Here is a 22,487-nt window from a genome sequence, read left to right on the forward strand (position 1 = left end):
ATCAGCTCGGTGTCACCACCGGGATCTTCTCGTCTTCACGCAGCGGACGCGCGGCGCCGGAGAACAGGCCGGATGCCACGACCAGTGCGACCAGGATGAAGAGGGTGTTCAGCAGGCCGATGTGCTCGCTGATGAAACCCAGCACGGGCGGTCCGCCGAGGAACGCCACATAGCCGATGGTCGCCGCCGCGCTCACACGGGCGGCCGCCTTCGCAGGGTCGTCGGCTGCGGCCGACATCCCCAGCGGGAATCCGAGCGATGCGCCGATCCCCCAGAGCGCGGCCCCCACGAGCACGAGCGGCAGGTTCGGGCCGAGGATGAACAGCAGGATGCCGGATGCCGCGGCCACCGCGAGGATGCGCAGCACGGCCACACGGCCGAAGCGGTCGACGAGCGGTCCGCCGAACAGGCGCACCACGGTCATGCCCACGGAGAAGACCGCGAGAGCGATGGCGCCGGTTCCGGCCGCGAAGCCGTGGCCCTGCTCGGTGCCCAGGGCGATCCAGTCGTTCGCGCCTCCCTCGGCGAACGACATGCCGAGCATGACCACGCCGATCAGATAGGTGCGGGGCTCGCGCCAGGCCTCCAGCGCGACATGCATCCGTTCGCGCCAATGGGGCTTCTCGGACGGTTCGGGGTCGAGCGTCGCCTCCCGCGAGGGCACCTGGGCGAAGCAGACGAAGGCGAGGATGGCGATCAGCGCCCCGATGATCGACGCGTGCACCGCGACGGTGAGGGAGAGCAGTGCGGCAAGAGCGCCGACACCTGCGCCGATCACGGTGCCGAAGCTGAAGAAGGCGTGGAACACGGGCAGGATCGTCTTGCCCATCTGCTGCTCGATGGCCGTGGCCTCGACGTTCATCATGACGTCGAGACTGCCGTTTCCGAAACCGAACAGCGCCATGCCGGTGAGCACGACCGGCACGGACGCGAAGACCGTCGAACCCAGCCCCACGAGGGTGATCCCGAGCGCGAACAGCAGGATCGTCAGGAGCATCCCCCGGCGCGCACCGGTGCGCGCCATCACGGCAGGGCTGGTCGAGATGCCGATGATCGAAGCGGCCCCCATGCCGAGGAGGATGAGCCCCACCTGTGCGTTGTCGAGGGCGAGATCCGTCTTGATGCTCGGGACCCGCGAAGCCCAGGTGGCGATCGAGAGTCCGCTGGCGAAGAAGATCGCGAAGATGGCGGCACGCCACCGGACGAACTGGGAGCGGGTCAGAGCGGATTCCATGTCGCACAGCATATCGAATCGATTCGACTCTCGGGAGCCGGAGGGAGCTATCCTCGAAGTATGAGCAGTCACGAGACGCCGCGTCGGGCGACGATCGCCGACGTCGCGCGAGGGGCAGGCGTGGCGACGTCGACCGCCTCCGTGGTGTTCAGCGGCAAGGCCAAGGTCGCGGCTGCAACCAGGGAGCGCGTTCTCGCCGCGGCGGCGGAGCTCGGCTATGCCGGACCAGATCCCCGTGCCGCCTCGCTGCGGCGTGGTCGCAGCGGTATCGTCGCGGTCGTCCTCGAGGGACATCTCCGGGCGGCGTTCCTCGATCCGGTCACGACCGCCATGATGGACGGGCTCACCGATGGCCTCGCCGAGCTCAGCGCCGGCATCCTGCTGATGCGCGACGAGCCCGGCGAAGACGGCTCCGCACTCGCGAGCGCCCCGGTCGACGCCTTCGTGCTGATCGGATGCTCCGGCCGCACACGTGCCTCGCTCGAAGTCGTGCGTGGTCGCGGGCTCCCTGTCGTCGTGATCGAAGGGGACGCCGGGGACGACATCCCGCGCATCACGCTCGACAACGCGGCCGCGGCCGCCGACGTGGCGCGGCATGTGCGTGATCTCGGCCACCGTGACGTCGCGCTGGTCACACTCTCCCTCGACGCGGAGCGCGAACGCGGTCTCGTGACCCAGGAGCGCATCGCCACGGCGACCGTCGATGTGACCATCGACCGTCTCGCGGGCATGCGCGAGGTGTTCCCCGACGCCCCTGCGATCTCGGCCTCCGGCAGCCTCATCGATGAGGGGGCGATCGTCGGACGCATGCTGCTCGCGGACCCTGCGACGCGTCCCACAGCCGTTCTCGCTCAGAGCGACCTCCTCGCCGTCGGAGTCATCCGGGCTGCAGAGGAGCTGGGGCTGCGCGTGCCCGAAGACGTCTCGGTCGCCGGCTTCGACGGCATCGCGGTCGACGGGCTCGGTCCGCAGCTGCTCACCACCAGCGTGCAGCCGGCTGTCGAGAAGGGGCGTGCCGCCGGTGAACAGGTCGCTCGCATGCTGCGCGGCGAACCGGGCATCACGCAGCACCTGACGTGTCGCTTCCGCCAGGGCACGACGACGGCTCCGCCCGCCCGTTGAGCCGCTGACCGGGATGGCTCGCGGCTGCCTCAGCTGTGCTGCGGGCCGAGCGGCAGTGGCGTGCTCCCGAAATCGAGGATGCGGTAGCGACCGCAGTCGACGATCGCATCGGGCGCGATGTCGAGTGGAAGCTGCCACTCCACGGTCTGCGCATCCTCGATCAGGAACGACACCTCGCCGACGTCGAAGTCGGTGCGGTTCACCAGCCAGGCGTACCCGTTCAGCCTGTGGTCCACCTGCACCAGCTGCGTCCGGTCGTCGAGGTGCAGCTTCGGGAGCCGCACGGTCCAGAACTGACCGGCGCCCGTGCGGCCGGAGGAGGATACCCAGTCCGTGACGCAGGTGAGGTCGGCATCGGGTGCGTGCGCGGCGGACACCAGGCGTGGGACGCTGAGCGCGGATCCCGCCAGCAGCAGGACCGCGACGGTGGCGATGATCGGGCGGGGGCGTGGGATCGCGAGTGCGCGTGGCGCTGCGACGAGCGCGAGCACCGGCGCGAAGGCGAGCGGTTGGAGGTAGCGGGCGGCGTGCGTGCCCAGCGCGATCGCGCCGAGGAGCACGAGCACCGGGATCACCCACGCAGCCAGAGCGACCACGCGCTCGGCCGGCTCGTGCACGCGCATCGACCTGACCGCTGCGAACGCCAGGAGCCCCAGCGACAGGAGGGTGCCGATGATGCCCAGTGGCGTCGTCACACGATCACCGAGGAGTGCGGCGTAGTAGCCGACGGACTCCACCCACAGCGCGGGTTGGGCGTAGCCGGCGCCGGTGTTCGCGATCCATGCCGAGAACGGCATGCGTCCGATCAAACCGAGAGCCGTGGCGGCGATCAAGACGGCGAGAGCCGGCAGCATCCGTGAACGGGTGGCTGATCGCCGCGCCAGGCCTGCCAGGACGATCGTGAGGGGCACGGTCGCCCAGACCGCGAAGAGCGGGTTCGAGAGCGTCGAGAGTGCCGCCACGAACGCCAGCGCGAGCAGAGGACCCGCTCCCCGCTTCCGGCGCTCGACGAAGCGACGGATCAGACCGACAGCCAGCACGACGGCGATCACGGTCGCGGAGTAGTAGGTCGTGGTGAGCAGGAGCGAGGCGAGCTCGAGGGCGTCGCGGGAGGACGAGGTCTCCGTCATCGCGAGCACCCCGAGCGCCGCCGTCCCGATCAGCGCCCACGACACCGGGGCGGTGACGCGGCGTCGGCGACCGGCCGCCATCCGCAGGGCGCCGTAGAACGCGAGGATGTTGACCACCGCGCTCGCGGCGAGCAAGCCGTTCACGTCGACCGGCAGGATCAGGTCGAGGCCGGCGAACACGGCGGTCTCGGGGAGGAAGAGCACGCTCGACATCGCCCAGTGCGAGGGCTCACCGGAGAGGGCGGACTGCGCGAACAGGGCGACGATGAGCGAGTCGCCATCGCGGAACAGCAGTTCAGAGCGCGCGGATGCCGCGACCTGGCCGGTCACGATCAGGGCGAGGGCCAACGCACCGAGCCATCCCGCCAGCTCGCGCACCCAGACCCGTGTCATGTCCGATACTCTGCCACGACCTGCATCCGCGTCTGAATGATCTCTTTTCGCCGATTTCAATAGGCAGAATGCTGCGTCAGGACGGCGAAAAGAGCCATTTGATCGATTCGGCAGCGGATACTGCGGACCTGAGAACCTCGATCGCCCGGTAAACTGGGGGGGACCTGCCCGCCTGCGCCATCTGGCCGACGAGCCCCAAGGAGCCGCGTATATGCTGACGCTCCTCGCCGTGTTCCTCCTCGGGTCGCTGTTGATGCCCGTTCTGGTGCGCTGGCTCGGAGCTCAGGCCTTCGCGATCGCCGCGCTCGTTCCCGCGGCAGCATTCATCCACGCGCTCGTGATGACGCCGCAGGTGCTCGACCCGGACTCGTCGCCGTACGTGTCGATCGCGTGGATCCCGCAACTCGGCCTCAACCTGTCGATGCACATGGACGTGCTCGGGTGGGTGCTCACTCTGATCGTCACCGGGGTCGGCGCCCTCGTGCTGTTGTATTGCCGCTGGTACTTCCACGACGACTCCGTCGGGATCGGCCAGTTCTCCGCCGTGCTGCTCGGGTTCGCCGGCGCGATGTACGGGCTCGTGCTCACCGACGACCTCGTGATGCTCGTGATGTTCTGGGAGGTGACGAGCATCCTCTCGTACCTCCTGATCGGCCATTACCGCCGCCGCGCGGCCAGCCGACGTGCGGCGCTGCAGGCGCTTCTCGTGACCACGCTCGGCGGCCTGGTGATGTTCGTCGGCGTGGTCCTGCTGGTCGTGGATACCGGAACCTCCAGCATCCGCGAGATCCTCGCGCTCGCGCCCACCGGACCGATCGTCGATGCCGCCATCGTGATGCTCCTGATCGGCGCGATCAGCAAGTCGGCGCTGTTCCCGTTCCACTTCTGGCTGCCCGGTGCCATGGCGGCGCCCACCCCTGTGAGCGCCTACCTGCACGCCGCCGCGATGGTGAAGGCCGGCATCTACCTGATCGCCCGCTTCGCGCCGATCTTCGCGTTCAGCGCCCCGTGGCGACCGATCGTGATCACCCTCGGTATCGTGACGATGCTGCTCGGGGGCATCCAGGCGTTGCGTGAGACCGACCTCAAGCGCATCCTCGCCTTCGGCACGGTCAGCCAGCTGGGCTTCTTCGCCGTGGTCGTCGGCTACGGCACGCAGGCAGCAGCCCTCGCCGGACTCGCGCTGGTCATCGGGCACGCGCTGTTCAAGTCGGCGCTGTTCCTGATCGTCGGCGTGATCGACCGCCAGCTCTCGACCCGTGACATCAACGAGCTCTCCGGAGTCGGCCGACAGGCCCCGGTCATGGCGACGGCGGCGTTCATCTCGGTGGCATCCATGGCGGGCGTCGCCCCGACCATCGGATTCGTGGCCAAGGAATCCACCCTCACCGCTCTCCTCGACGACGCTCTGGCCGGCTCTCCCTGGGGCCTGGTGGCCATCATCGGCGTCGTCCTCGGGTCCATGCTCACCGCGGCATATGGCGTCCGGTTCCTCTGGGGCGCCTTCTGGACCAAGCGTGATGCGCAGGGTGGACGGATGCCGACCACGGCGTGGCCAGACCCTCCCGTCGGCTTCCTCTCCGCGCCGATCATCCTCGCGGGTGTGACCCTCGCCGCCGGTATCGGTGCCCCGGCTCTCGACATCGCGTTGCAGGGCTACGCGGTGACGGCGACACCCGGGCTCGACTCGGCGACGGGAGAGGCGACCGAAGGACCAGGCCACCTCGCTCTCTGGCACGGCTTCGAGCCGGCGCTCGGTATCTCGATCCTGTCGATCCTGCTCGGATTCGGACTGTTCCTCCTCACCCGTCGCACCGGCTGGGACCGCAAGCCCCGGCTGCTGCGCTTCACGGCTGCGGACGTCTACTACCTCGTCGTCCGCGGCGTCGACCGTCTCTCCGTCCTCAGCACCACCCTGACCCAGCGTGGTTCGCTCCCTGTGTACGTCGGCACGATCTTCGTGGTGTTCGTCGCGGCGGAGGTCACGGCGCTCGTGGCGAGCGACATCGATCGGTTCCAGTTGTCCGCGTGGCACACGCCCGCGCAGATCGTGGTGGCGCCGATCATGGCGGCCGCCGGCGTTTTCGCCGTCCGCGCGCAGAAACGGTACACGGGAGTCGTACTCGTCTCGGTGACCGGACTCGGCATGGTCGCCCTGTTCGCCACCAGTGGCGCGCCTGACCTCGCACTCACCCAGATCCTCATCGAGACCGTCACGATGGTCACCTTCGCTCTGGTGCTGCGCCGACTGCCTGCCCGTATGGGAGAGCACAACGCATCGGTCGGGCGCATCCCTCGCGCTCTGCTCGGCATCGGCGTGGGTCTGACGATGGCGCTGATCGCGGTCGTCGCCACGCAATCCCGCGTGGCCGATCCGATCTCGGGCATCTTCCCCGAGATCGCCTACGAGATCGGTCACGGCAAGAACGTCGTCAACGTTGCTCTCGTCGACCTGCGTGGCTGGGACACGATGGGCGAGCTGTCGGTGCTCGTGCTCGCCGCGACCGGTGTCGCCTCGCTGGTGTTCGTCACACATCGTGCTGATCTGCTCGCCGCCACCAGGACCCTGCCGCGCGCGACGCGCAAGGCCGCGCGCAGCCGGCCGCTGGTCGAGACCACCGAGGGCATCCGCTTCCAGACGACCGAGAATCAGGCCAGCCCCCGCGCCTGGCTCGTGGGCGGTCAGAAGATGAAGCCGGAGAACCGGTCGATCCTGCTCGAGGTGATCGTCCGCATCCTCTTCCACACGATCATCGTGGTGTCGATCTTCCTGCTCTTCGCCGGCCACAACCTCCCGGGCGGCGGCTTCGCCGGTGGACTCGTCGCCGGAATGGCCCTGGTCATGCGCTACATCGCGGGAGGACGCTGGGAGCTCGGCGCCGCCGCGCCGACGGATGCCGGACGCCTCCTGGGTGCTGGTCTGATCCTCGCCGTCGGCACCGCCGTCATCCCGCTCTTCTTCGGTCTCGCCCCGCTCACCAGCTCGTTCTGGGAGTGGGAGATCCCCGGCATCGGGCACATGGAGTTCGTCACTTCGACCATCTTCGACATCGGCGTGTACCTCGTCGTGATCGGACTCGTGCTCGACGTGCTCCGCAGCCTCGGTGCCGAGGTCGACCGGCAGGCGCAGGATATGCGCGAGCGGGCGGTGAGCAGCTGATGGATGTCTCGCTGACCCTGATCGTGATCATGGCCGTGCTGTTCGCCTGCGGCGTCTACGCGATGCTCGAGCGCAGCCTCACCCGCGTGCTCATCGGCTTCCTCCTCCTCGGCAACGCCACCAACCTGCTGCTGTTGATCGTGATGGGCGTGCCGGGCAACGCCCCGTTCTACGACGCCGAAGGCAGCGTCAGCGACCCGCTGCCCCAGGCACTCACCCTCACCGCGATCGTGATCACCTTCGCCGTCTCGGCATTCCTGCTCGCGCTGATCTATCGCTCCTGGCAGCTGGGTCAGGCCGACACCGTCGAGGACGACGAAGCCGACATCGCTCTGCGTGCACGCACCGACGCCGACGAGGACGTCATGGACGACGAGGGCGACACGGAGGACGACGAGGCCACCACCGACTTCGTGGGAGTGCAGACCGCGCCGATCACGGTGCTCCACATGCGAGATCACTCGTCCATCCAGGATGACGCCCCGACCGATCTGCCATCGCGGCCGTACACCGGAACGGATTCCGACGCCCGGCCTGAATCAGACTCACGAGACGAAGGGGAGGACCGCACGTGACCGCGCTCATTCCCCTGCTCGTCGGACTGCCGCTGCTCGGCGCCGCCATCACGCTCATCTTCGGCCGCAACGCCCGCCTGCAGGTGCTCGTCACCGTGCTGACCCTGGCGGCGGTGTCGGTCATCGCTGCCGTGCTGCTCGTGGTGGTGGACGCCGGTGAGCCGCTCGCAGTCTCGGTCGGTGGCTGGCCGGTGCCGTTCGGCATCGTGCTCTACGTCGACCGGCTCGCCGCGCTCCTCGTGCTCATCTCGAGCATCGTGCTGCTCGCGGTGCTGCTCTTCTCGATCGGTCAGGGCGTTGCAGACGGTACGGACGAGACCCCGATCTCGATCTTCAACCCGTCGTACCTGATCCTCGCGGCCGGCATCTTCAACGCCTTCATCGCGGGCGACCTGTTCAACCTCTACGTCGGCTTCGAGATCCTGCTCGTCGCCTCGTACGTGCTGATCACCCTCGGCAGCACCGAGTCCCGCATCCGCACCGGTGCGGTCTACATCGTCGTCTCGCTCGTGTCGTCGATCCTGTTCCTCGCCGCGATCGCCATGATCTACGGCGCGCTCGGAACCGTGAACATGGCGCAGATCGCCGAGCGGATGACGGAGCTGCCACAGGAGACGCAGCTGGTGCTGCACCTGATGCTGGTGATCGCCTTCGGCATCAAGGCCGCGATCTTCCCCGTCTCCTTCTGGCTCCCTGACTCCTACCCGACGGCGCCGGCACCCGTCACCGCCGTGTTCGCCGGCTTGCTGACGAAGGTCGGCGTGTACGCGCTGATCCGCACCGAGACGCAGCTGTTCGCCGACAACGACATCGACACCTTGCTTCTGATCGTGGCGCTGGCCACCATGATCGTGGGAGTCCTCGGCGCGGTCGCGCAAGCCGAGCTCAAACGAATCCTGTCGTTCACCCTGGTCAGCCACGTCGGCTACATGATCTTCGGCTTGGCGATAGCGACACCGGCGGCGATCGGCGCGACGGTGTACTACATCGTCCACCACATCGTGGTGCAGACGACGCTGTTCCTCGCCGTCGGACTCGTGGAACGTCGAGCCGGCAGTACGTCGATCCTGCGGGTGAAGGGGCTGCTGAAGGTCGCGCCGGTGATCGCCGTGCTCTACTTCGTGCCGGCCATCAACCTCGGCGGGCTGCCCCCGTTCTCCGGCTTCATCGGCAAGTTCGCGCTGTTCGAGGCCGCGGCATCCGTCGGCACCCCGCTCATGATCGTGCTGATCGTCGGCGGCATCGTGACCTCGCTGCTCACGCTCTACGCCCTGATGCGTGCCTGGAACCTCGCCTTCTGGCGCGAGGAGGAGGACTCCTCCGAGACGGAGGGACGTATCTCGTACCTGGGCAACGCCCCCGCTGCCGACGAGCAGCAGGAACGTCGCCGCATCCCGAAGATCATGACGTATGCCACGGCAGGCATGGTGGCGGTCACCGTCGCGCTGACGATCTTCGCCGGTCCCCTCTACGCGCTGTGCGATCGCATCGGAGCCACGCTGCTCGATCCGGTCAGCCTGGTGCAGCTGCAGGATGAGGTGGACGGATGATGGAACGCACCCGCCGCCATCTCTGGCGCGACATCGGCTCGCAGCTCCCGTTCCTCGCCTGGCTCGTCGTGCTCTGGATGCTGCTCTGGGCGCAGTTCACCGTGCTGTCGTTCCTCACGGGGCTCGTCGTGGCGATCTTCGTGACCCGCGTGTTCCGTCTGCCGACGGTCGCCCTCTCCGGCCGGATCAACATCTGGTACGCGGCGCTCTTCGTCGTGCAGTTCCTGTTCGCGGTGCTGCAGGGTGCGCTGTACGTGACCGTGCAGGTGTTCGACTTCCGCCGCCAGCCCGGCGCCGCGATCATCGCCGTGCCCCTGCGCTACGCCGATGACCTCGTCATGACGCACGTGGCCGTCACCTCGTCGCTGATCCCCGGGTCGCTCGTGGTCGAGGCCGACCGCGACCGTCGCATCCTGTACCTGCATGTGATCGGCGTGCGCACCACCGCCGACGTCGAGAAGCAACGCGAAGGCGTGCTGGTCTGGGAGCGTCGGATCGTGCGCGCACTCGGAAGTCCCGCGCAGTACCGTGCTCTCAGGGCCGGATCGACGAAGGGCGGTGTCCGATGAACGTGCTGCTGATCCTGATCATGATCGTGTTCGGTGTCGCCGCGATCCTCACACTCATCCGCATCGTGCGCGGTCCGTCGATCCTCGACCGTGCCGTCGCCTCAGACGTGCTGCTGACCGAGGTCATGTGCGTGATCGGCGCCGAGATGGCCATCAACGGACACACCCGCAGCATCCCGGTGCTGCTGATCATCGCCGCGATCGGGGTGTTCGGCTCGATCGCCGTCGCGCGCTTCGTCGCGAGAAGGGACAACACGACACCATGAACGTGCTCGGTCTGTTGATCCCCGACGCCGTGATCGACGTCGCGGTTCTCGTGCTCATCCTCCTCGGAGCCGTGTTGTGTTTGTCGGCCGCGGTCGGACTGCTCCACTTCCGCGACGTGCCCTCGCGCCTGCACGCGGCCACGAAGCCTCAGGTGCTCGGCCTCGTGTTGATCTGCCTCGCGGTCGCGCTGTCGCAGCGCAGCATCGGTGGCATCCTGCTCGGAATCGTGCTGGTCGCCCCTATCGTGCTGATGCAGTTCGCCACCGCGCCGCTCTCGGCACACATGGTCGGACGTCAGGCCTACCGCAACGGCACCATGGAGCAGCGCACCCTGGTCGTCGACGAGCTCGCGGACTCGAAGCAGACCCCTCCCGGCGCCGGGTAGGTCGGACGGCCGGTGGTCCGGCGCGGGCTTGGCTGGCGCGTTCATAACTCAGGATGAGCAGGGCCGTAGCGCACGCTGCATCCGCCGTGCTGCTGTCTCCTGACAGTGGTCGGCTTGAAGTCCTGAGTTGCGGATGGCGGGCCGAGGCGCATCTACTCCTGCACAAAGCGCGGATCGGCGCAGCCGTCCACAATCGCTGCGCCGCGTCTCCCGCCTACCGCCACGGACAATCATCCTGGCTCACATGGATTCTCCACCGCGCGACCGGGCGGGTCAGGTGTTCAAGCCTGTGCTCATCACCCGGAACGACCTGATTAGTCACGGCTTCACCGTCCAGCGCATCAGGAGGAGTCTGAGATCCGGAGCGCTCGTACGACTGCGCCGAGATCGCTACATGCGCCAGGGCGCCCCGGATGCTGTCGCGGCTGCGGGCAGCATCGGGGCGAGAGTTACGTGCCTGACGCTGCTGCAGATGCTGGGAATCTTCGTCCTGTCGGCGAAGGAATGGCACTTCGAGGTGACGCGGAACAGCTCGCGCTTCGCTCTGCCCCCGAAGGAGAAGGTGCACCTGCACTGGGCGGCCTCGTCGGAGCAGAGGTTCCTTCATGTCACAGGACTCCACGCGGCGATACGGCATGCTGTCCGGTGCCAGCAGCCTCGTGCTGCGCTGGCGACGCTCGACAGCCTGCTCCACCACGGGCTGGTCACCCGGGAACAGCTCGCGGCACTCTTCGCAGAGCTGCCGCGAAGGTTTCAGGCTCTACTCATGCTTGCGGACGGTTCCGCTGCGTCCGGGCCGGAGACCTTCGTCCGGCTCATGCTGCGTGCGCTCGGGGTGAGCTATGAGACTCAGGTGCACCTGGCGGGAGTCGGGTACGTCGACTTCGTCGTGGAAGGCTGGCTGATCATCGAGTGCGACAGCAAGGAGTTCCACGAAGGGTGGGAGAAGCAGATGGAGGATCGGCGGCGGGATCTGGCTGCCGCGCGCCTCGGATATGTGACGGTACGCCCCCTTGCCACGGACATCCTTCATGACTTCACGGCCGTGCAGCGGGAGCTGGCGGCGATCATCGCGGCCCTCGGGACCCGGTACGCGCCTCGACCGCGTCGATAGCTCAGGCGGAACCGGCGGCGCGCGACCCCGGTCGGCGCGCGGAGCGAGATTCAGCGCTGTCTTCCTGAGTTGGAGACGGGGACGGTCCGCGGGCAGGATGTGGTTCCGACCGCGGTCTGAGGCGAGAGCCACGGGGGACGCCCTCCGCAACTCAGGACGAATGGCGCGGTGGGATGCCGAAGCCGCAGGACCTAGGGGTGGAGCGGCCAGGATTCAGGCGCTGGTCCTGAGTTGTGAACGACGGTCACGTCAGAGGGCGTCGGCGAAGCGCTGGATCAGACGTGCGGCGGGCTCGGAGTCGCTGATCAGCGTGCCGTGACCGTGGTCGGGGATGACCTGGAGGTCGGCGCCGGGGATCGCGTCGATGATCTCCTGGCACCAGCTCATCGGCGCGAGCGGGTCGCTCTCACCGCGCAGCACGAGCACCGGCACGTCGATGCGCGCGAACGCCTTCTCGGGTTCGTGCACGATGGTCGCCTTCATCTTGCGCACCAGATGGGGGCCTCCGCGAAGGTATTCCCGCGCGCCGCGCCACAGCACCTCGGGTCGCTCGCCCATCAGGTCGCGCAGCAGGTAGGTCGCCTGGGCGCGGATGTTCCGGGCCGCCTTGTTCACCGTGGGGCCGGCGAGGATGACACCCTCGACGAGAGACGGATGCCGTGCCGCGAGCTCAGCCGCGATCTGGCTGCCCATCGAGTGGCCGATCACGATGACCTTTCCCGCGTCGAACTCACGAAGGTACGCGGCGACGAGGTCGGCATGACGCTCCATCGTGAACGTGCGGGAGGGTTCAGGCGCCTCCCCGAAGCCGGGCAGGTCGAACGCGATCATGCGACCCTTCAGCTTCTGCACGACGTCGAGATACACGCTGCGACCCATGCCGATTCCGTGCAGCAGGATGAACGTGTGCGCGCCCTCGCCGAAGGTCTCGGCGATGAGGCTCGCCCCGCTGCGCTCGAACTCGACCAGGGTCACGGGGACGCCCTTCGGGGCGAGCAGACTTTTCGGCACCCGTCAACGGTAGTCGACGCAGCAGGGAGGACCCTTCGACAGGCTCAGGGACCCAGGGCGGTGCGACGCAGGGACCCTTCGACAGGCTCAGGGACCCAGGGCGGCACGACGCAGGGACCCTTCGACAGGCGCAGGGACCCAGGGCGGTGCGACGCAGGCACGCAGGGAGCTCAGCCCTTCGGCGCCAGCACCAGGGTGTCGACGGCAGCCGCAGTCACCGCCTTCGCCGAGAACGCCCACGGCTTCTGCACGCCGACAGCCCAGTCGGCCGTCTGGTCGATGTAGTGCTCGTGATAGGCGTGGCCGGAGGCGCCGGTGAGGTGGTTCCAGCTCGAGGCGTCGAAGTCGGCGAGGTCGATGACCATCCGCATCGAGGGGACGGTCGTGGTCGCGTAGCTCTCGCCGAGTTCCCACCCGGTCGCGTTCACGACCGATGCGCCGCCGCTCACGGGGAACGGGCCCCGGTTGAAGAGTGCCTCGATCGGCGCGATGCCCGAGGACCCGAGGGTGTCGCTGGTGAGCGTGATCGCGTGCAGCGACCCCCAGTTCCAGCGCGCGACCACATCACCCTGCAGCCCGGCGAGCTCGTCGTAGGCCTGCTCGGCCGAGAGCGCGAGCATCTCCTCCATCCCGGCGACGTCGATCTCCTCGTTGACCCAGAGCGGATCGGCGGGGTTCTCGAGCATCTCCGAGACGACGGTGAACAGGCGGCTCTGGTGGCTGATCGGCAGCGGCTGGTCGCGCTTCTCGAAGATGTTCTGCACGAGATTCGACCACAGCACGTTCGCGTAGGCGGCACCGGCGGAGGATGCCGTGTTCTGGGCATCCCAGGCGCGCAACAGCTCGATCGCCTCCTTCGGCCCCTTCCCCGAGACGTCCACGTCGCCGAGTGCGGAAGCCAGCTGCTTGCCGATCCACATCTCGTTGTCCATCTGGATATCGCGCATGTCCTGCGCCGTGAGCGGGGCCACCGCCGCACGCCGCTCGATCAGGTGGGCGATGCGCGCCGCGCGGTAGCCGTAGTCCCAATCCTTCGAGAGGAAGTAGTCGAAGTCGTCTGTGACGATCGCGTTGTTCGCCGTGACGATGTAGCCCGAGCTCGGGTTGTACGAGACCGGCAGCTCCTCGAACGGGATGTAGCCGGTCCAGTCGTAGCTGCTGTCCCATCCCGGCTGGGGGAGCCAGCCGTCACCGGCGCCGCGGATCGGCAGGCGACCGGGCGTCTGGTAGCCGATGTTGCCTTCGGTGTCTGCGTAGATGAGGTTCTGTGCCGGCACGTCGAAGAGGGATGCCGCGTAGCGGAAGTCCTCGAAGTCCTGCGCGGTCGACAGCGCGAAGATGGCGGTCGCGGCGGTACCGGGATCGAGCGCGGTCCAGCGCAGGCTCACGGCGTACTCGGCGTCGGATGCTTCCGTCGCTGGAGTCGTCGGCGATGCGCCCCCGGCTGCGAGACCGGCGGACGGGTCTTCGGCGATCGCGGTGAAGTCGTCGGTCAGGCCCGAGATGATCGGGCCGTGCACGGTCGAGCGGATGGTCAACTCGATGTCGTCCCCACCGGCCACCTTGATGGTCTCGGTGCTCTCCTCGAGCGGCACGAGTACGCCGTCGCGCCAGTACTGGTCACCCTCGATCCGTTCGACGTAGAGATCCGTGACGTCGGTGGTGAGGTTCGTGAATCCCCAGGCGACGGTCTGGTTGTGGCCGATCACGATGCCGGGGAGTCCGGAGAACGAGAAGCCGCCGACGTCGAACGGGCACGCCTCGTTCACGGTCGAGCACTTCAGCTGCACCTGGTACCAGACCGAGGGGAGAGACGCGCCGAGGTGCGGGTCGTTGGCCAGCAACGGCAGTCCGGACTCGGTGAGCGCCCCTGACACGACCCACGAGTTCGACCCGATGCCCTCGCCGACATCGCCGACCAGGATGCTCGCCGCTTCGACCACGCTCGAGGTCTCTTCCCAGTCCAGGGTGGTGGCCGCCTGCTGCATCTCACCGTCGCCTGCGGGCTCGGTCGCGAACGCCGCCTCGGCGTCGGTGTCGAGCACGGGAACGGTCGAGATCTTGGGAACGATGACCGGGTTCTCGTCGAACGGGTAGGCGGGATACAGCTTCTCGAGCATCGCGGAGGTCTCGTCGGCGGCATCAGGATCCGCGGATCCGTCGGCGTTCAGCTGTGCGGCCAGCAGTGCGCGCTCGGACTCGTCCTCGACATTGCCGCGGAGGTCCCACGCCATCGCCTTCAACCACGCCACCGAGTCCGCAGGCTCCCAGGGCTCGGGGGTGTAGTCGGGGTTCTGCATGCCGATCACGGCATATTCGAGTGAGAGCTCGGCGCCGGACCGCGACGCGAGGTAGGCGTTGACACCGTCGGCGTAGGCCTCGTAGTAGCCGAGGGTCTTCTCGTCCATCGCTGCGACTTCGGCCTCGGCGACCTTGCGCCATCCGAGCGTGCGCAGGAACGCATCCGTCCCCGCCTGGGACTCGCCGAACATCTCGGCGACGCGGCCGGAGGTGACGTGGCGTCGGAAATCCATCTCGAAGAAGCGGTCCTGCGCATGCACGAAGCCCTCGGCGAAGAACAGGTCGTCCGTGGAATCGGCGGTGATGGTCGGGATGCCGCGATCGTCGCGCTGCACGGTGACCTCAGCGGCGAGCCCGTCGAGTGTGACGGTGCCCGCGGTCTGCGGGAACGAACGCTGGATGGTCCAGGTCACGAAGAACGCGGCGGCCACGGCGACCACGACGATGCCGGCGAGCACCAGGAACGCGATCCGTCCGATGCGCGGACCCCACGGGCGGCGCGCGGGTACGTCGATGGGCTGCGAGTCTGTCGTCATCGTCGAGAGCTCTTTCGGGTAGTACGAGGAGGAACTCAGTTCCACCGAGTCCGGGTACGCGTTTCGGGGACGCGCTCTCGCATCTTATACACACCGGTCCGCGTGCGGGGGGCGCGCCCCCGGCACGCGGCGGCTCACCCGATCAGACTCGGCTGCAGATCGCGCAGAGTACGGCGGTGCGTCATGCGGGTGACTCCGAGCATCGCGAACAGCAGCGCCCCGACGAGCCACATGCCCAGCACCGCGAGGTCCCAGCCCGCGCGGCCGAGGTTGCCGCCGTACATGAGTTGACGCATCGCATCGACCACGTACCCCAGCGGCAGCACGTGATGCAGCGCCGCGAGAGGTGCAGGCAGCGTCTGCCAGGGGAACGTCCCTCCCGCTGTCACGAGCTGCAGCACCATCAGCACGAGCCCGAGGAACTGCCCGACCGACCCGAGCCAGACGTTGAGCGCGAGGATGATCGCCGCGAATGTCGCGGAGGCGAAGATCATCACCCCGAGAGTGCCCAACGGATGGTTGAAGGTGAATCCGAGCGTGATCGCGAGGATGCCCATCAGCCCGACCATCTGCACTGCGCCGAGCATGGCGGGGGTCAGCCAGCCCGCCAGCGTGATCCGGATCGGCGAATGCAGTGCCGTGACGGCGCGGCGCGATACCGGCTTGACGATCAGGAACAGCGCGTAGATCCCGATCCAGGCCGAGAGGGCGGCGAAGAACGGCGCGAGCCCTGCGCCGTAATCCTCAGCCGAGGCGACCTTGTCGCTCGACACCGTGACCGGGTCGGCGATCGTGTCAGCCTGCAGGGTGCGCAGCTCGGGAGTGGATGCCGGGATCGCGTCGACCCCGTCGGAGAGCCCGTCGCGCAACTCGGCGGTGCCGGATGCGAGTGTGCTCAGACCGTCGCGCAGCTGCGCCGCGCCCTCGTTCGCGGCGGCGGCTCCGGTGGCGACGGTGTCCGCTCCCGCGGCGAGGTCTGAGGCGCCTGAGGCGAGGGATGCGGCACCGGCGGCGAGCTGGTCGACCTTGCCGACGGCAGCCTGCACCTTGCTGTTGCCGTCCTGTAGACGCGTGGCCAGCGGATCGAGCCGCGCGAGCACCTGGTCGATCTCTTCCTGGCTGAGGCCTTGCGCGGCCAGGGCATCGGCGATGTCGGTGCGCACCTGGGGCAGTGCATCAGCGGCCTGCTGCACGGCTGATCCTGCGCGATCGGCGACGTCGGCGAGTTGCCGGTTGCCCGCACTCACCTGCTGTGCGCCGGAGGCCAGGGTCTGCGCCCCTGAGGCGAGCTGAGCGGTGCCGGTGGCGAGCTGCGCCGTGCCGTCGGCGAGGGTGGAGCTTCCGGATGCGGCGGTGTTCGCGCCGTCCGTGAGCTTCGTGGCGCCGTCGGTGGCGGTGATCAGGCTGTCGCGCACGTCGCTCAGGCCGGTCAGCAGACGTTCAGCGGCCTCGCTGCCGACCATCTGGGCGACCGAGCTGCGGATCTTCTCGACGGCCTGGGTGCCCATGGAGGATGCCAGGTAGTTGTTCGCGTCGTTCGTCTCCAGGTCGATGCGTGCCTGGTGCGGGTCGTCGCCCGCGGCGGAGGTGAGCGCCGCGGAGAAGTCCGCCGGGATCGTCACGGTGAAGTCGACCGTGCCGTCGCGCAATGCCGTCGCGGCCTCGTCGGCCGACATCCGCTGCCAGTCGAAGGCGTTGCCCTCGATCAGGTTCTCGGCGACGTCTTCACCGTAGTTCACGGTGTCGCCGGTCGGAGCTTCGGTACCGGTCGTCGGTGAGGGGGCGCCGTCATCGGCGACCACGAGAGCGACCGGCACCTCGGGGAACTTCGCGTAAGGGTCCTGGTTCGCCCAGAGGTACAGGCCGCCGTAGAGGATCGGCACGCACACGAGTGCGATGAGCGCGATGATGCCCATCCTGCTCGCGGTGAGTCGCCGCAGCTCGGCGGCGATCATGGAGGGAACCTTCATCGTGCGGCTCCGTTCTCTGTCGGGTCTGTGCCGGTGTCGGATGCTTCGCCGCTGGAGGTGGGTCCCTGAGCTTGTCGAAGGGGCTCGGGCTCGTCGTCGAGAGGGGCGGGTTCGGATGCTTCGACAGGCTCAGCAACCCAGGGCTCGGGCTCAGCAACCCAGGGGTCGGGCTCAGCAACCCAGGGGTCGGGCTCAGCAACCCAGGGGTCGGGCTCAGCAACCCAGTCAGTGGGTCTCTGAGCCTGTCGAAGGGCCTCAGCATCCGCGGGGGCCTCGAGCGTCAGCGGCTGTACGGGTCCGGAGGCGTTGATGGCCTCGAGCTCCTGCATCCGTTCGAGGGCGACGGCGGCCGAGCCTCCGACGATCACGAGCATCGCGTACCCGCGATCGGCGAACTCGCCGGCGATGCGCCACCAGCCGTCGGGCCGTCCTCCGTGGCGGTCGGGGGCGACCAGCACGATGCCGTCGACCCCGTCCCGCAGCACGGCGAGCTCGCACAGGATGCGCACGCGCGCGGCGGGATCGACGTTGCCGATCGGAGTCGAGGACAGCTCGTTGTAGCCCAGCTGCGTGAGCCAGCGCCGCGCGTGCAGGGGTGATGCGCCGACACCGGCGAACATGAGCTCCTCGCCGACGACGCCCGCGAGGGTGATGTCGGGGTGCGGATCGCTCACGTCGGGGGCATCGACCAGTGCGATGCGGCGACGGAGCTCCTTCGTGTTCTCGGTGTCGTCGATTGTGACGCGGCCGGTGTCCGGGCGCATGCGTCCGCTCGCGATGAGGCCCAGTACTGTGGGGCGCTGTTCGGTCTCGGCGAGGGCGAAGCGCACGGCGCCGCTGTGGAACTCCAGGCTCATCGTGGGGAGCGCTTGTCCGGCGCGGCCTTTGCTCACCTCATGCAGTGCGATCTTCATGCGTGTGCCTCCGTGTTCGATGGTGCACCGATCTCGGGGTGGGTGGCGAGCAGTTCGTCTGCTTCGCGCCACGAGAGCCCGGCGATGCTCAGCACCGTGCGCACGGCGATGCTCGCGGCCTCGGCGTTGGCCGAGTCCGTGCGGGAGACGACCGTGCGGGCCATCTCCTCGATCAGGCGCGCGAGTGTGGGGGCGGTGAGGTCGGTGCGGAAACTGCCGTCGTCCTGGCCGCGGCGTACCAGGGCGGCCAGTGTGCGACGCAGCGGTGCGAGCGCGGCACCGGTGTGTTCGACGTGCGCCTCGTCGAGTGCGAGCGCGGCGGCGACCTGCACGTGCGCCGCCTCCTGCCAGAGCACGGCAGCGAGGCGAGCGAGGGCGAGGCGGGCATCGCCGTCGGTCACGGTCTCAGCGATCGCGTTGAAGCGTTGCGCTCCGTTCGCGATGAGCTCGCGGATCAGGGCGTCACGATCGTCGAAGTGGCCGTAGAGCGTGCGGCGCGAGAGGCCGGCGCTGCGGGCGATCACATCGATCGATGCGTGGGGGTCGACGGCGAGAGCGGTGCGGGCGGCGGACAGGATGCCGGCGCGGTTCTCGACGGCGTCGCGGCGGGGTGCGCGGGTGGTCATGACTTCATGCTACTTATGCTGCACAGCGGTGTGCAAGATAATACTGTGACTCACAGCATCCTCGTTGTTTCGGCGACATCTGCACGACGCGGTCACAGATGCACGACGGAACTGGCGGTTCGGGCGCGCGAATGTTGCCGCGTCGTGCAGATGGCAGATGGCAGATGGCAGATAACGAGACGCGGACGACAGAGGGGGCGGATGCCGCAGCATCCGCCCCCTCAGGACGTCGGTCCCTGCCCCTGTCGAAGGGTCAGTCGGTGCCGGAATCGAAGGCCGCGCCCTCGGATGCCGTGTCGACGGCATCCGCCAGGGTCTCGTCGATCTCCTCGACCGATCCGGTGATCTCGCCGGACTCGCCGGCGGTCACGCGTCCGACGAGCTCGCCGGTCGCGCCGCCCACGAGGCCGAGGCCCGCGTACTGCTCGAGGCGGGCACGCGAGTCCGCGATGTCGAGGTTGCGCATCGTGAGCTGGCCGATGCGGTCGACCGGGCCGAAGGCGGCATCGCCGACGCGCTCCATCGAGAGCTTGTCCGGACTGTACGACAGGTTCGGCGAGACGGTATCGAGGATCGTCCAGTCGTCACCGCGGCGCAGGCGGATGGTGACCGTGCCCGAGATCGTGAGGCCGACCCAGCGCTGGATCGACTCGCGCAGCATGAGCGACTGCGGCTCGAGCCAGCGGCCCTCGTACATCAGGCGGCCGAGGCGGCGACCCTGCTCGTGGTAGGTCGCGAGGGTGTCCTCGTTCAGGATGCCGTTCACGAGACGCTCGTAGGCGATGAACAGCAGCGCCATGGCCGGCGCCTCGTAGATGCCGCGCGACTTCGCCTCGATGATGCGGTTCTCGATCTGGTCGCTCATGCCGAGGCCGTGGCGTCCGCCGATCGTGTTGGCCTCCTGCACCAGCGCCACCGGGTCGGTGTACTCGACACCGTTGATCGCGACGGGACGCCCGGCCTCGAAGGTGACCGTGACGTCTTCGGTCTCGATCGCGACGGAGGGGTCCCAGAATTTCACGCCCATGATCGGGTCGACGGTCTCGAGTGAGACGTTCAGGTGCTCGAGGGTCTTGGCCTCGTGCGTCGCGCCCCAGATGTTGGCGTCGGTCGAGTACGCCTTCTCGGCGGAGTCGCGGTAGGGGAAGTCGCGTTCGACGAGCCAGTCGCTCATCTCCTTGCGGCCGCCGAGCTCGGTGACGAAGTCGGCGTCGAGCCACGGCTTGTAGATGCGCAGGCGCGGGTTGGCGAGCAGGCCGTAGCGGTAGAACCGCTCGATGTCGTTGCCCTTGTAGGTGGAACCGTCTCCCCAGATGTCGACGCCGTCTTCCTTCATGGCGCGCACCAGCAGGGTGCCGGTCACCGCGCGGCCGAGCGGCGTGGTGTTGAAGTACGTCTTGCCACCGGAGCGGATGTGGAAGGCGCCGCAGGAGAGGGCGACGAGGCCCTCTTCGACCAGGGCGGTCTTGCAGTCGACCAGGCGCGATGCCTCGGCGCCGTACTCCAGCGCGCGGCCGGGGATCGACTCGATGTCGTCCTCGTCGTACTGGCCGAGGTCGCCGGTGTAGGTGAAGGGCACGGCGCCCTTCTCGCGCATCCACGCGACGGCGACGGAGGTGTCGAGTCCTCCGGAGAAGGCGATGCCGACGCGCTCGCCGACGGGAAGGGACTGGAGGACCTTGGACATGCTTCCCAGTCTATCCGCGGCGTGTCGGGTGTTTCGGACGGTCGGGCGCGGTCAGTGTGCGACCGCGGTGTCGAGGTTCTCGGCCGCGGCGGTCGGTCGTGCAAGCTCGCGCCGCTGGTGCGCGGCATATCGACCGCCCCAGCTGGTCAGCGCCTCGACCAGCGGAATGGATCCTCGGCCGAGGTCGCTCAGGCGGTACTCGACCTTGGGGGGGACCTGCCGGTAGACCATCCGGATGACGAGCCCATCGTCTTCCAGCTCACGCAGCTGGCGGGTGAGCACGCGGGCGGTCGGCTCGCCGAGCAGTCTGCCGAGCTCACCGAACCGGAGCACCTCGTGCTCGTCGAGAAGGCTGAGGATGCTGGGCTTCCAGGCCCCACCGAGCACGGCGACCGAGATCTCCGCGTCACAGGCGTCGCCCCAGCTCCGGACGATGCGCTCCGTCTTCTCCCTCATCGGCTCCGCCTTCCGTCGCGCTCCATGGTATCCGAAGTGTCAGTATGTACCTCAAATGACCGTACTTGTCGGAAGCGTACCTCCCCCCGAGACTGAGTGGGTGACCTTCTCGACCTCCACGACAACCGCTCGACCTCGCACGACCCGCCACCCGTGGCTCGCCATGATTCCGCTGCTCCTCGGCATCCTGATCGGCGCGCTCGCGATCAGCAGCGTGTCCACCGCGCTGCCGGCCATCCGCGGAGACCTCCTCCTCAGCGACAGCGGCGCCCTCTGGCTCGTCGACGTCTACGCGCTGTCGCTCGCTGCGACCCTCATCGTCGCCGCCAGGATCGGCGACGCGTTCGGGCGCAAGCGGATCGTGATCCTCGGACTGGCAGGCTTCGCCGTGCTCAACGTCGTGGGCGGATTCGCGCAGGACGGGATGCTGCTGATCGTCGTGCGCGCGCTCCTCGGCGTCGCCGAGGCCTTCGTCGTGGCCGGGGTGGTCGCCACGATCGGCGCCCACTATCAAGCGCGGCAGCGCGTTCTGGCCTACGGCCTGTGGACCGCGACATTCGGTGCGGGCAGCGCCCTGGGACCCGTGCTCGGCGGGGTCGTCACCGAAGGCCCCGGATGGCGGTGGCTGCTCCTCGGGAGCGTGCCGCTCGCGGTGCTCGCCGGTGCGCTCGCGATCTGGCTCGTGCCAGACTCCCGCAGCTCTCGTCCGCCGTCGTGGGACGTGCTGAGCATCGTGTCGTCGATCGTGGCGCTCGGTGCCCTGGTCTTCGCGCTGCACGAGGTGCTCGCCGCTCCCCTCCCTGCCGCCGTCGCCGGAGCCGTCGCGGTCGCGACGCTCGTCTACTTCATCCGCCGCCAGCGCATCCTGCGTGAGCCCCTCATCGACATGCGGCTCTTCCAGGTGCCGGGGTTCAGTCCCGCCATCGTGCGCATCGTGGCGAGCGGCGGCGTCTCATCGGCGACCGTGCTCCTGGTGAGTCTGCACCTGCAAGACGCCAGGGGGCACAGCGCGGCGGAGGCGGGGCTGGCGATCCTTCCGCAGGCGGTCGCGATCGCGCTGGGCGGTGTGCTCGCTCCGCTGTTCCTGAGATGGCTGAGCTCGCCCACGCTGACGGTGCTCGCCCTCATCGTGCAGGGCGCGGGACTCGTCTGGCTGTCGACCGGCGTCGACCTCGTCGTGATGCCGCTGGTGCTGGTCGGCCTCGGGTTCGGCATCACGGCGACGCTCGCAGCGACGACACTCTTCGACGTCACGACCGAGGATGACGCCGGTCAGGTCGGGGCGATCCAGGAGGTCGGATTCGCGCTCGGCGGCGGCCTCGGCATCGCGGTGCTCGGAACGATCGCCTCGATCGTCGGGTCGGGCGGCTTCACCGTCGCTCTTCTCGTCGCGGCGGTCGCGGTCGTGGCCGCGGCCCTCGTGCCGCTGTGGCGACGCACATCGACGGATGTCATCCTCGACCCTCGCTGACGCCGCCTCGCTGACG

At 68.4% G+C, this 22,487-nt stretch carries 18 protein-coding genes; 9 read left to right on the forward strand and 9 right to left on the reverse strand.

Features of this window, described 5'->3' with window-relative positions; genetic code table 11:
* Position 1: 1 nt before the first annotated feature.
* Positions 2 to 1,234, reverse strand: a complete 1,233-nt coding sequence (locus MRBLWO12_RS16135; RefSeq protein ID WP_363557270.1) for an MFS transporter — start codon at positions 1,232 to 1,234, stop codon at positions 2 to 4.
* A gap of 60 nt (positions 1,235 to 1,294) precedes the next feature.
* On the opposite strand from MRBLWO12_RS16135, the gene MRBLWO12_RS16140 reads away from it, so the two are divergent.
* Positions 1,295 to 2,356, forward strand: coding sequence for a LacI family DNA-binding transcriptional regulator (locus MRBLWO12_RS16140; protein WP_363557272.1), 1,062 nt, complete (start codon positions 1,295 to 1,297; stop codon positions 2,354 to 2,356).
* 29 nt (positions 2,357 to 2,385) lie between these two features.
* Here MRBLWO12_RS16140 and MRBLWO12_RS16145 read toward each other — a convergent pair whose 3' ends face one another.
* Entirely contained in the window at positions 2,386 to 3,879 is a 1,494-nt protein-coding gene (locus tag MRBLWO12_RS16145; protein WP_363557274.1) for a hypothetical protein, read from the reverse strand.
* Between the two features lie 211 nt (positions 3,880 to 4,090).
* Here MRBLWO12_RS16145 and MRBLWO12_RS16150 point away from each other — a divergent pair, with 211 nt between their 5' ends.
* The 7 genes from MRBLWO12_RS16150 to MRBLWO12_RS16180 all read left to right on the forward strand — a co-directional run bounded on the left by MRBLWO12_RS16150 (position 4,091) and on the right by MRBLWO12_RS16180 (position 11,499).
* Entirely contained in the window at positions 4,091 to 7,039 is a 2,949-nt protein-coding gene (locus tag MRBLWO12_RS16150) for a Na+/H+ antiporter subunit A (protein WP_363557276.1), read from the forward strand.
* A complete protein-coding gene (locus MRBLWO12_RS16155) occupies positions 7,039 to 7,614 on the forward strand; it encodes a Na(+)/H(+) antiporter subunit C (protein ID WP_363557278.1) in 576 nt (191 codons plus the stop codon). Before MRBLWO12_RS16150 ends, MRBLWO12_RS16155 begins: the two co-directional genes overlap by 1 nt.
* Positions 7,611 to 9,164 carry a Na+/H+ antiporter subunit D gene (locus tag MRBLWO12_RS16160; protein WP_363557280.1) on the forward strand — a complete coding sequence of 518 codons (1,554 nt, stop codon included), beginning with the start codon at positions 7,611 to 7,613 and terminating at the stop codon, positions 9,162 to 9,164. The genes MRBLWO12_RS16155 and MRBLWO12_RS16160 overlap by 4 nt, the downstream gene beginning before the upstream one ends.
* Positions 9,161 to 9,733 (forward strand): Na+/H+ antiporter subunit E, encoded by a 573-nt coding sequence (locus MRBLWO12_RS16165; RefSeq protein ID WP_363557282.1) that lies wholly within the window; start codon positions 9,161 to 9,163, stop codon positions 9,731 to 9,733. Before MRBLWO12_RS16160 ends, MRBLWO12_RS16165 begins: the two co-directional genes overlap by 4 nt.
* Positions 9,730 to 9,999, forward strand: coding sequence for a monovalent cation/H+ antiporter complex subunit F (locus MRBLWO12_RS16170; RefSeq protein ID WP_363557284.1), 270 nt, complete (start codon positions 9,730 to 9,732; stop codon positions 9,997 to 9,999). Before MRBLWO12_RS16165 ends, MRBLWO12_RS16170 begins: the two co-directional genes overlap by 4 nt.
* Positions 9,996 to 10,385, forward strand: a complete 390-nt coding sequence (mnhG, locus tag MRBLWO12_RS16175; RefSeq protein ID WP_363557286.1) for a monovalent cation/H(+) antiporter subunit G — start codon at positions 9,996 to 9,998, stop codon at positions 10,383 to 10,385. The genes MRBLWO12_RS16170 and mnhG overlap by 4 nt, the downstream gene beginning before the upstream one ends.
* 244 nt (positions 10,386 to 10,629) lie before the next feature.
* Entirely contained in the window at positions 10,630 to 11,499 is an 870-nt protein-coding gene (locus MRBLWO12_RS16180; protein WP_363557288.1) for an endonuclease domain-containing protein, read from the forward strand.
* Between the two features lie 249 nt (positions 11,500 to 11,748).
* Here MRBLWO12_RS16180 and MRBLWO12_RS16185 read toward each other — a convergent pair whose 3' ends face one another.
* From MRBLWO12_RS16185 to MRBLWO12_RS16215, 7 genes are all read right to left on the reverse strand, one after another.
* A complete protein-coding gene (locus MRBLWO12_RS16185; RefSeq protein ID WP_363557290.1) occupies positions 11,749 to 12,510 on the reverse strand; it encodes an alpha/beta fold hydrolase in 762 nt (253 codons plus the stop codon).
* 170 nt (positions 12,511 to 12,680) lie between these two features.
* Complete coding sequence (locus tag MRBLWO12_RS16190) at positions 12,681 to 15,347, reverse strand: penicillin acylase family protein (RefSeq protein WP_363558620.1); 2,667 nt, start codon at positions 15,345 to 15,347, stop codon at positions 12,681 to 12,683.
* Positions 15,348 to 15,481: 134 nt separating this feature from the next.
* Positions 15,482 to 17,317, reverse strand: coding sequence for a YhgE/Pip family protein (locus tag MRBLWO12_RS16195; RefSeq protein ID WP_363557292.1), 1,836 nt, complete (start codon positions 17,315 to 17,317; stop codon positions 15,482 to 15,484).
* On the reverse strand, positions 17,314 to 18,231 hold the full coding sequence (locus MRBLWO12_RS16200) for a hypothetical protein (protein WP_363557294.1): 918 nt from the start codon (positions 18,229 to 18,231) through the stop codon (positions 17,314 to 17,316). Before MRBLWO12_RS16200 ends, MRBLWO12_RS16195 begins: the two co-directional genes overlap by 4 nt.
* Complete coding sequence (locus tag MRBLWO12_RS16205; protein WP_363557296.1) at positions 18,228 to 18,857, reverse strand: TetR/AcrR family transcriptional regulator; 630 nt, start codon at positions 18,855 to 18,857, stop codon at positions 18,228 to 18,230. Before MRBLWO12_RS16205 ends, MRBLWO12_RS16200 begins: the two co-directional genes overlap by 4 nt.
* Positions 18,858 to 19,110: 253 nt before the next feature.
* Complete coding sequence (gene argG / locus MRBLWO12_RS16210; protein WP_363557298.1) at positions 19,111 to 20,544, reverse strand: argininosuccinate synthase; 1,434 nt, start codon at positions 20,542 to 20,544, stop codon at positions 19,111 to 19,113.
* A 51-nt stretch (positions 20,545 to 20,595) separates the two neighbouring features.
* Positions 20,596 to 21,000 (reverse strand): winged helix-turn-helix transcriptional regulator, encoded by a 405-nt coding sequence (locus MRBLWO12_RS16215; protein WP_363557300.1) that lies wholly within the window; start codon positions 20,998 to 21,000, stop codon positions 20,596 to 20,598.
* 100 nt (positions 21,001 to 21,100) lie between these two features.
* Between MRBLWO12_RS16215 and MRBLWO12_RS16220 the strand changes: the two genes are divergently transcribed.
* The gene (locus MRBLWO12_RS16220; RefSeq protein ID WP_363557302.1) at positions 21,101 to 22,471 is read left to right on the forward strand and encodes an MFS transporter; all 1,371 of its coding nucleotides are present in this window, start codon (positions 21,101 to 21,103) and stop codon (positions 22,469 to 22,471) included.
* Positions 22,472 to 22,487 lie beyond the last annotated feature (16 nt).

The organism is Microbacterium sp. LWO12-1.2 (assembly GCF_040675875.1).
GTDB lineage: Bacteria > Actinomycetota > Actinomycetes > Actinomycetales > Microbacteriaceae > Microbacterium.

Excerpts from the sequence above, each read along its gene's own strand:
- MRBLWO12_RS16135 (WP_363557270.1), bottom strand. The coding sequence starts at position 1,234 with ATGGAATCCGCTCTGACCCGCTCCCAGTTCGTCCGGTGGCGTGCCGCC.
- MRBLWO12_RS16140 (WP_363557272.1), top strand. The coding sequence starts at position 1,295 with ATGAGCAGTCACGAGACGCCGCGTCGGGCGACGATCGCCGACGTCGCG.
- MRBLWO12_RS16145 (WP_363557274.1), bottom strand. The coding sequence starts at position 3,879 with ATGACACGGGTCTGGGTGCGCGAGCTGGCGGGATGGCTCGGTGCGTTG.
- MRBLWO12_RS16150 (WP_363557276.1), top strand. The coding sequence starts at position 4,091 with ATGCTGACGCTCCTCGCCGTGTTCCTCCTCGGGTCGCTGTTGATGCCC.
- MRBLWO12_RS16155 (WP_363557278.1), top strand. The coding sequence starts at position 7,039 with ATGGATGTCTCGCTGACCCTGATCGTGATCATGGCCGTGCTGTTCGCC.
- MRBLWO12_RS16165 (WP_363557282.1), top strand. The coding sequence starts at position 9,161 with ATGATGGAACGCACCCGCCGCCATCTCTGGCGCGACATCGGCTCGCAG.
- MRBLWO12_RS16170 (WP_363557284.1), top strand. The coding sequence starts at position 9,730 with ATGAACGTGCTGCTGATCCTGATCATGATCGTGTTCGGTGTCGCCGCG.
- mnhG (WP_363557286.1), top strand. The coding sequence starts at position 9,996 with ATGAACGTGCTCGGTCTGTTGATCCCCGACGCCGTGATCGACGTCGCG.
- MRBLWO12_RS16180 (WP_363557288.1), top strand. The coding sequence starts at position 10,630 with ATGGATTCTCCACCGCGCGACCGGGCGGGTCAGGTGTTCAAGCCTGTG.
- MRBLWO12_RS16190 (WP_363558620.1), bottom strand. The coding sequence starts at position 15,347 with ATGACGACAGACTCGCAGCCCATCGACGTACCCGCGCGCCGCCCGTGG.
- MRBLWO12_RS16195 (WP_363557292.1), bottom strand. The coding sequence starts at position 17,317 with ATGAAGGTTCCCTCCATGATCGCCGCCGAGCTGCGGCGACTCACCGCG.
- MRBLWO12_RS16200 (WP_363557294.1), bottom strand. The coding sequence starts at position 18,231 with ATGAAGATCGCACTGCATGAGGTGAGCAAAGGCCGCGCCGGACAAGCG.
- MRBLWO12_RS16205 (WP_363557296.1), bottom strand. The coding sequence starts at position 18,857 with ATGACCACCCGCGCACCCCGCCGCGACGCCGTCGAGAACCGCGCCGGC.
- argG (WP_363557298.1), bottom strand. The coding sequence starts at position 20,544 with ATGTCCAAGGTCCTCCAGTCCCTTCCCGTCGGCGAGCGCGTCGGCATC.
- MRBLWO12_RS16215 (WP_363557300.1), bottom strand. The coding sequence starts at position 21,000 with ATGAGGGAGAAGACGGAGCGCATCGTCCGGAGCTGGGGCGACGCCTGT.